Origin of the sequence: Streptomyces sp. OfavH-34-F (assembly GCF_022347745.1) — a bacterium.
Classification (GTDB): domain Bacteria; phylum Actinomycetota; class Actinomycetes; order Streptomycetales; family Streptomycetaceae; genus Streptomyces.
In genome coordinates, this window is the sequence record NZ_JAKRGC010000391.1 from 1 (window position 1) to 5034 (window position 5034).

The 5034-nt window shown below is 71.3% G+C and carries 4 protein-coding genes; 1 reads left to right on the forward strand and 3 read right to left on the reverse strand.

The annotated features are described in order from the left end of the window. Positions 1–463 (reverse strand): NADAR family protein (locus MHW47_RS31730; RefSeq protein WP_239227318.1); only part of this gene is annotated, 463 nt, incomplete at its 3' end. Between the two features lie 171 nt (positions 464–634). On the opposite strand from MHW47_RS31730, the gene MHW47_RS31735 reads away from it, so the two are divergent. Then, complete coding sequence (locus MHW47_RS31735; RefSeq protein ID WP_239227315.1) at positions 635–2464, forward strand: chitinase; 1830 nt, start codon at positions 635–637, stop codon at positions 2462–2464. Here the strand turns inward: MHW47_RS31735 and MHW47_RS31740 are convergent. Further along, on the reverse strand, positions 2418–3242 hold the full coding sequence (locus tag MHW47_RS31740; protein ID WP_239227316.1) for a phosphatase PAP2 family protein: 825 nt from the start codon (positions 3240–3242) through the stop codon (positions 2418–2420). The two genes, MHW47_RS31735 and MHW47_RS31740, sit on opposite strands and share 47 nt — an antisense overlap. 100 nt (positions 3243–3342) lie before the next feature. Beyond that, on the reverse strand, positions 3343–4683 hold the full coding sequence (gene gabT / locus MHW47_RS31745; RefSeq protein WP_239227317.1) for a 4-aminobutyrate--2-oxoglutarate transaminase: 1341 nt from the start codon (positions 4681–4683) through the stop codon (positions 3343–3345). Positions 4684–5034: the final 351 nt, after the last annotated feature.

Consider the following 5034-nt stretch of genomic DNA (forward strand, 5'->3'; position numbering starts at 1 on the left):
AGACGACGCCGTCGACCGTGAACGGCGAGGGCCACCACTGGCTCAGGCAGCTCGCGCCGATGGTCCCGTCCGGGCGCGGACGGTGACCCCAGAAGTGCAGATACTTCACCTTCCCGCCGCGCGCCGTGACCAGGGCGAACCGCTCCCGCTGCCAGACCTCGTCGTCGAAGTCGCGAACGAGCCGGCCCACCTTCTTCGCCTCGGCCGGGCTCTTCGCGGCGACGGCCAGCTCCTCCGCCCGAGCGTCCCCGAACAGCCGCGCCTTGCCGGCCATCATCCAGTGCTCCGCCGAGGCGTAGACGACGCCGTCGACCGTGAACGGCGAGGGCCACCACTGGCTCAGGCAGCTCGCGCCGATGGTCCCGTCCGGGCGCGGACGGTGACCCCAGAAGTGCAGATACTTCACCTTCCCGCCGCGCGCCGTCAGCGCGGTGAGCTGTTCGACGCTGCGGACGTCCCCCATGTGATCCATGCCGCCGAGTCTGCCATCCGGCACCGACAACGGGTCCGGCCGCAGGCGTCTTCCGGGCGGCCCCCACTGCCAGAGGTCTTGACAACAGGATTGGTCTGGACCATGTTGTGCGCGCCGCATCAATTCCTCGCCGCGTCAATTCCCCCCTGTACGGAGGCCGTTGTGGAACGCACGAGACCCCCCGCCCGCAAGACCGGACTCGTGGCCGCCTTCTCGGCGGCCCTGCTCGCCGCCGGCTGCCTCGCCGCCACGGCGCCCACCGCCGCCGCGGCCGACGCCGAACTCGCCCGCAACGGCACCTTCGAGGCCGGGCTGACCGGCTGGAACTGCACCAGCGGCAGCGGAGCGGCCGTCAGCACCCCCGTACACGGCGGGACTTCGGCCCTGAAGGCCACCCCGGCCGGCAGCGACAACGCCAAGTGCTCCCAGTCCGTGAAGGTCAAGCCCGGCTCCACGTACACCCTGAGCGCCTGGGTGCAGGGCAGCTACGTCTACCTCGGCGCCGACGGAACCGGCACGAGCGACGTCCGCACCTGGACGCAGTCCGCGCCCAGCTGGCAGAAGCTCAGCACCACCTTCACCACCGGCCCCTCCACCGACACGGTCACCATCTACACCCACGGCTGGTACGGCACCCCGGCCTACTACGTGGACGACCTCTCCCTGATCGGCCCCGGCGGCGACCCGGTCGTCGTCCCGGACGCCCCCACCGGCCTGAAGACCGGCTCGGTGACCTCCTCCTCGGTCGGCCTGTCCTGGACGGGCTCCTCCCGGGCCACCGGATACAACGTCTACCGGGGCGACACCAAGGTCCAGAGCGTCACCGGCACCTCGGCGACCGTGACCGGCCTCGAAGCCTCGACCGCGTACAGCTTCCGCGTCAGCGCCGTCAACGAGGCGGGCGAGTCCGCGAAGTCCGCCGCCGTCTCGGTCACCACCGGCGAGGGCGGCGGGGGCGACGGCGGCACCGGCGGCCAGCTGCCGCCGCACGCGCTCGTCGGCTACCTGCACGCCAGCTTCGCCAACGGCTCCGGCTACACGCGCATGGCCGACGTGCCCGACTCCTGGGACGTCATCGACCTCGCCTTCGGCGAGCCGACCTCCGTCACCTCGGGCGACATCCGCTTCAAGCTCTGCCCGGTCACCGAGTGCCCGAACGTGGAGAGCGAAGCGGAGTTCAAGGCGGCCATCAAGGCCAAGCAGGCCGCGGGCAAGAAGGTCCTGATCTCCATCGGCGGCCAGAACGGCCAGGTGCAGCTCAACACCACCGCCGCCCGCGACATGTTCGTCTCCTCCGTCGGCAAGATCATCGACGAGTACGGGCTCGACGGCCTGGACATCGACTTCGAGGGCCACTCGCTGTCGCTGAACACCGGGGACACCGACTTCCGGAACCCGACCACGCCCGTCATCGTCAACCTGATCTCGGCGGTCAAGACCCTCAAGGCCAAGTACGGCGAGGACTTCGTCCTCACCATGGCCCCGGAGACCTTCTTCGTCCAGCTCGGCTACCAGTACTACGGCTCGGGCAAGTGGGGCGGCCAGGACCCGCGCGCCGGCGCCTACCTGCCGGTGATCCACGCGCTGCGCGACGACCTCACCCTGCTGCACGTCCAGGACTACAACTCGGGCTCCATCATGGGCCTGGACAACCAGTACCACTCCATGGGCGGCGCCGACTTCCACATCGCGATGACGGACATGCTGATGGCCGGCTTCCCCGTCGCCGGTGACCAGACGAAGGTCTTCCCCGGCCTGCGCCCCGACCAGATCGCGATCGGCCTGCCGGCCTCCACCCAGGCGGGCAACGGCCACACCTCGCCCGCCGAGGTCACCAAGGCGCTCGACTGCCTCACCAAGAAGACCGGCTGCGGCTCCTACCAGACCCACGGCACCTGGTCCGGCCTGCGCGGCCTGATGACCTGGTCCATCAACTGGGACCGCTTCAACAACTGGCAGTTCTCGAAGAACTTCGACGCCTACTTCGGCTGATCCGGCCGAAGGCCCGGGGCAGCAGGAGCAGCAGCCCGCACAGGAACCAGCTGCCCAGCACGTCCAGCGGCCAGTGATAGCCGCGGAGCACCAGACCGATGCCCGTCATCGCCGTCAGCAGGACGGCGATGACGGGCATCATCCACGCCGGCCGCCCCCGCCCGGCCAGCAGCAGCGCCGAGGCCCCGTACGCCACCGCGGCCGTCGCCGCGTGACCGGACGGGTAGTAGCCCGTCGCCTCCGTCAGCGGCCCGGGCCGCGCGACCGCCTCCTTGAGCGGCACGACCAGCAGCGGCACCAGCGCCATCGCGAGGGCCGCGCCCAGCGGCTCCCACCGCCGCCCGCGCAGCAGCGCCCAGCCGATCGCACAGCCCAGCACCGGCAGGGCCACCTGCATGTTGCCGAGATCGGCGAGGAATTCGGTCAGCCCCCGGGGGCCGTGCCCGGTCAGCGCCCGCCCGGCCCGCTCGTCGAGCGCCCGCAGCGGGCCGTCCGACGCGACCTGCCAGGTGGTCAGCGCGAAAAGGGCCGCGAGGCCCGCGACCAGGGAGAGGAGGAAAACCGTCCGCCCCGGAACTGGGGGGGTTGTTCCGGAGCGGACGAGTGGACCGGGGTGCCGCGCGTTCCGGGGGGTGTGGGACGAGCGGCCGCCCGATCGGTGAGGAGTTCCGGAGCGTGAGGCTCCAGCGGTGTGCGCGAAGGCACGTCCGGGACGGCGCCGGGAGGGCTCCGGCCCGGATTCGCCCGCAGTGCCCTGCGAGCGGGGTGTTTCTCTCATCTGCGGAAACCGTACGTCAGGCGGCGGGGGACCGATAGCGGGTACGGTAACCCGCCATCGCCCCCGCACCTTTTCTTCACAGGCCCCCGCGCGCCCCGGATCAGATCCCGGCGAAGGCGCCCTCCAGGACGTCCAGCCCCTCGTTGAGCAGGTCCTCGCCGATCACCAGCGGCGGCAGGAAGCGCAGCACGTTGCCGTACGTGCCGCAGGTCAGGACGAGGACGCCCTCGGCGTGGCACGCCTTGGCGAGCCGGGTCGCCGCCTCCGGGTTCGGGTCCTTGGAGCCCGGCTTCACCAGCTCGATCGCGATCATCGCGCCCCGGCCCCGGACGTCACCGATCAGCCCGCCGTTCGGCAGCTTCTCGCGCATCCCCTCCAGGCGGCCCTTCATGACCTCCTCGATGCGCTTCGCCTTCTTGTTCAGGTCCAGCTCGCGCATCGTCTCGATGGCCCCGAGGGCGCCCGCGCAGGCGACCGGGTTGCCGCCGTACGTACCGCCGAGACCGCCCGCGTGCGCCGCGTCCATGATCTCCGCGCGGCCGGTCACGGCGGACAGCGGAAGGCCGCCCGCGATGCCCTTGGCGGTCGTGATCAGGTCCGGGACGATCCCCTCGTCCTCGCAGGCGAACCACTGGCCGGTACGGCAGAAGCCCGACTGGATCTCGTCCGCGACGAACACGATGCCGTTGTCCTTCGCGAACCGCGCGATCGCGGGCAGGAAGCCCTTGGCCGGCTCGATGAAGCCGCCCTCGCCGAGCACCGGCTCGATGATGATCGCGGCGACGTTCTCCGCGCCGATCTGCTTGGTGATCTGGTCGATGGCCTGCGCGGACGCCTCCGCGCCCGCGTTCTCGGGCCCGGTCGGCCAGCGGTAGCCGTACGCCACCGGCACCCGGTACACCTCCGGCGCGAACGGGCCGAAGCCGTGCTTGTACGGCATGTTCTTGGCGGTCAGCGCCATCGTGAGGTTCGTCCGGCCGTGGTAGCCGTGGTCGAAGACGACGACCGCGGTCCGCTTGGTGTACGCGCGGGCGATCTTCACGGCGTTCTCGACGGCCTCGGCGCCCGAGTTGAACAGCGCCGACTTCTTCGCGTGGTCACCCGGCGTCAGCTCCGCGAGCCGCTCGCAGACCTCCACGTACCCCTCGTACGGGGTGACCATGAAGCAGGTGTGGGTGAAGTCCGCGAGCTGCGCGGAGGCCCGGCGCACCACGGCCTCGGCGGAGGCGCCGACGGACGTCACGGCGATGCCGGAACCGAAGTCGATCAGACGGTTGCCGTCCACGTCCTCGATGATCCCGCCGCCCGCCCGCGCGGTGAACACCGGCAGGGTGGAGCCCACGCCCGCGGCGACCGCCGCGAGCCGCCGGTCTTGCAGCTCGACCGACTTCGGACCGGGAATGGCGGTGACGAGTCGGCGCTCCTGCGGAATTTCGGTCATGCGGGGCTCCTGTGGGGGTGCTCGGGACGCTTCTCGCTCTGCAGGCTAGGCGGGGGACACGGCGTCGGGCATGCTCCGATCGGTAGTGGTCGCGCACGTGTCGTTGTCCGCGGCGGACAGAAGGCGGCATACGGCTCCGAGGCGCCTCCCGGACGGTCACTATCCGGGCGCGTTGCTGAACTCACCGTGTGCGCGCACTAGATTGGCCGGTGCAGTGACGGACCTGGCAGGTCAAGGGGGCAACGGTTCATGGACAACGACGGTACGCACGGCGCGTGGGGCGCGCGGGGTGCGCGCCCGCACGACGGCCGGCCCACCGGCCCCGTACCGCACCCGGCGGGCCCCCCGCCC